This is a genomic window from Corallococcus sp. AB049A, assembly GCF_003668885.1.
Classification (GTDB): domain Bacteria; phylum Myxococcota; class Myxococcia; order Myxococcales; family Myxococcaceae; genus Corallococcus; species Corallococcus interemptor.
This window is the reverse complement of the sequence record NZ_RAWL01000636.1, coordinates 1-3,526: the sequence shown is the minus strand read 5'-3', so window position 1 is coordinate 3,526 and position 3,526 is coordinate 1. Positions and strand designations below refer to the sequence as shown.

At 72.8% G+C, this 3,526-nt stretch carries 3 protein-coding genes and 1 pseudogene; 3 read left to right on the top strand and 1 reads right to left on the bottom strand.

Annotation, left to right across the window (positions count from 1 at the left end; all coding sequences use genetic code 11):
- On the top strand, positions 1–1,149 hold a 1,149-nt coding region (locus D7X55_RS37530; protein ID WP_233610306.1), incomplete at its 5' end, for an anhydro-N-acetylmuramic acid kinase.
- Positions 1,146–2,288 carry an ATP/GTP-binding protein gene (locus D7X55_RS37525; protein WP_120546739.1) on the top strand — a complete coding sequence of 381 codons (1,143 nt, stop codon included), beginning with the start codon at positions 1,146–1,148 and terminating at the stop codon, positions 2,286–2,288. The genes D7X55_RS37530 and D7X55_RS37525, both read left to right, overlap by 4 nt.
- 1 nt (position 2,289) lies before the next feature.
- Here D7X55_RS37525 and D7X55_RS37520 read toward each other — a convergent pair whose 3' ends face one another.
- Positions 2,290–3,375, bottom strand: coding sequence for a DUF4388 domain-containing protein (locus D7X55_RS37520; RefSeq protein WP_120546740.1), 1,086 nt, complete (start codon positions 3,373–3,375; stop codon positions 2,290–2,292).
- Between the two features lie 32 nt (positions 3,376–3,407).
- Between D7X55_RS37520 and D7X55_RS37515 the strand changes: the two are divergent.
- Positions 3,408–3,526: pseudogene (locus D7X55_RS37515) on the top strand (metalloenzyme); the annotation flags it as partial.

Sequence of the window (3,526 nt, the reverse complement as noted above, 5' to 3'; positions counted from 1 at the left end):
CCACCCTCCCCCTCCCTGCCGCCCCGGCTGTGCGTGGGCGTGCTGTCCGGCACCAGCGTGGACGCGGCGGACGCGGCGCTGTGCCGCGTGGAGGGCACCGGCGCGGACGTGAAGGTCCAGCTGCTCGCGCATGTCTCCCACCCCTTCCCGGCGGACCTCGTCGCGCGGGTGCTGGGCCCGCAGGATTCCCGCAGCCTCTGCGCGCTCAACTTCGAACTGGGGGAGCGCTTCGCCGACGCGGTCCTCGCCGTCATCGCGCGCGCGGGCGTGAAGCCGGAGGACATCCACGTCATCGGCTCGCACGGGCAGACGATGGCCCACCTGCCCTCGGACCTGTCCCCCATCGCCTCCACGCTCCAGATTGGCGAGGCGGACGTCATCGCCGAGCGCACCGGCCTGCCCGTCGTCAGCGACTTCCGCACCCGTGACATGGCGGTGGGCGGCCAGGGCGCGCCGCTCGTGCCGTACCTCGACTGGGCCGTGTTCCGGAACCGCGAGCGGCCGGATGTCACCCGCGCGTTCCTCAACCTGGGCGGCATCGCCAACATCAGCGTCGTGGGCGAGCACGTGGACGACACGCTGGCCTTCGACACCGGGCCCGCGAACATGGTGCTGGACGGCCTGGCGCGCCGGGTGACGAATGGCGAGCTCGCGTGCGACCGGGACGGGAGCCTGTCCTCGCGCGGGCAGGTGATTCCGGCGCTCCTGGAGGAGCTGCTCGCGCACCCGTTCCTCGCGAAGCCTCCCCCGCGCAGCGCGGGCCGCGAAGGCTTTGGCGAGCCGCTGGTGGACCGGCTCTGGGCGGCGGCCCCGGAGCGGCCCCACGACTTGATGGCCACCGCGCGCGCCTTCACCGTGGAGGCCACCGCGCGCGCCTTCGACACGTGGATCCGGCCCCGCTTTCCCCGGCTGGAGGCGGTGTATGTCTCCGGCGGCGGGACGCGAAACCCGGTGCTCATGGCGGACCTGAGGGCGCGGCTGGCCCCGGTGCCGCTGGAGCGGCTGGACGTGCTGGGTTTCCCCGAGGAGGCGAAGGAGGCGGCCCTCTTCGCCCTGCTCGCGGCCGAGCACCGGGCCGGGACGCCCGCGAATGTTCGCCCCGCAACTGGCGCGAGGCGCCGAGTCGTTCTAGGTAAGCTGACACCGTGAGCAGCGTGAACCTGATGGCCCGCGAAGTGGCCGCGAAGATCGTCTTCTACGGCCCCGGCCTGTCGGGGAAGACGACGACCCTGCGAAAGGTCTACGAGACCGTTCGCCCGGCCCACCGCGGAGAGATGATGTCCATCGCCACCGAGGGCGACCGGACGCTCTTCTTCGACTTCCTGCCGGTGAAGGTGGAGCGCGTGGGCGACTGCTCCGTGCGCCTGGCCCTCTACACCGTGCCCGGACAGGTCTTCTACAACGCCACCCGCAAGCTGGTGCTCCAGGGCGCGGACGGCGTCGTGTTCGTGGCGGACTCGCAGGCGGAGGCGATGGATGCCAACCGCGAGTCGCTGGCCAACCTGGAGGAGAACCTCCTGGAGAACGGCATCCGGCTGGAGAACTTCCCGCTGGTGATGCAGTGGAACAAGCGGGACCTGGACAACATCCTCTCCGTGGAGGAGCTGCGCCGGGAGCTCAACCCGCGCGGCGTCCCCGACTTCGAGACGGCCGCCGCCAACGGCCGCGGCGTGATGGACGCGCTCAAGACCATCACCCGGCTGGTCATCAAGGACCTGCGCGCCAAGCGCATCGTCCCGCCGCCCCGCACCGCCGCGCCGGCGGGCACGGCCCCCGCGGGCCTGGAGGCGCAGCTCTCCCAGCACCTGCACCACCGCCAGCCACCGGCCGTCGCGGCTCCGGCCACGGGCCCCACGGCCGCCACCATCGCCGCCACGCCCGTGCCGCGCCCCCTGAAGACGCCCGCGCCGCCCCGCGTGGAGCCCGCCGCCGTCGTGCCCGCTGTCGCGCCGGCCACGGGCGGCAAGCTCCTGGGCCCCACGAGCGCGCTGGCACCGGGGGACCTCTTCGACCACGCGCGGGCCGCGGAGGCCGCCTTCACCGCCGGGGACTACACCACCTGCGTCACCGCCTGCACGGACGCGGTCCGCCGCGCCATGGCGTTCGCGGGTGAGGGCTCCCTGGCCCAGCAGGCGTTCCTGCTGCACGTGGACGGCTCGGACCTGCTGCGTCTGCAGGGCCTGGCCACGCTGCCGCAGCTGCGCGTGGACGACGCGGCCTTCGCGCTCTACGTGCTCATGCAGGTCTTCGTGCGGCTCAACGCAGTAGGCCTGCCGACCGCCGGGTGACTCACCGCGGGAGCGCGAGCTCCAGCAGTCCCATCCGGTGCAGCTTCGCCAGCGTCTTGAGCGTCTCCAGCTCCCGCGCGGGGCTGGCCAGCACCAGCGTGGACACGTCCCACGTGCCGCTGACCAGCCCGGCGATCTGCCGCTCCTCCGGCTTGAGCATCACCATGGCCTGCGGGGACTGGATGAGCCGCGGCACCACCAACGGCGGCAGGTCCGCGTAGAGCGCGGCCACGTGCTCGCGCTGCACCAGGCGCGCGAACTCGCGCACGCGCCGGTCCGCGGGGTCGCTCGCCAGGAGGGACGCGCAGACGATGCCGGCCGCGTCGTACTGGCCCTCGCGCATCAGCACCGCGCCCTTCTCCAGCATCTCCGCCACCGGATCCGCTTCCACCTGCGGCGCGCCGTCCACCTCCACCAGCTTCGCGCGCAACAGCTCGTGCACCCGGCGCGTCACCGACGAGCGCGACACGCCCATGGACAGCCGCAGCCGCCCCAGGTTCTGCGGCGTCGTCGTCAGCGCCAGGATGATCCGGTGCATCAAGGGCTGGCTGGGGCTGGGCGGTGCCAGCGCCTTCACGCTCAGCGCGTCGATGGGCAGCGCCTTGTCCACGTCCCCCTGCTCGTCCACCCAGCGCAGGGACTCGAAGAGCAGCTCGCGGATGCTCATGTCGGACGGCACCCAGTCCTCACCGGTGCGGTCCGCGTCCTCCGTCCAGTGGAACGTGCCCTGCCCCGCGATGGTCAGGTCCGTCATCGCCGCGAACAGCTCCTCGCGGCCCAGATCCCTCACCCACCGGGCCTGCACGCCATGCGCGTCGAAGGCCGCGTCCACGTCCGGCGTGCGCGCCAGCTCGTCGAACGCCGCCAGCACGCGCGTGCCCGCCGCCAGCTTCGGCAGCGACAGCAGGCGGGCCACCCGGCCGCGCAGGCCTTCACTCGCGGTGGCGCCGACCTGGCCGGACAGGAGGAACAACTTGCGCTCGCCCGCCTCCCACGACAGCTGGAGCGTCCCCGTCTTGCGGGAGCTGTCCAGCCATTGAAGGAACTCGGGGAGCGGGTAGCTGAAGAGGTCGCCGTGGATGGCCATGCGTGTCGGATTCGAGGATACAGTTCCAGGCCGTGCGCGTCGCGGTCCTGTTCATCGACGGGGTGGGCATCGGGCGGAAGGACCCCGCCGTGAACCCGCTCGCGGACCGCGACCACCTCCTGGCGTGGTTCCAGGACGCCCCCGCCCCCAC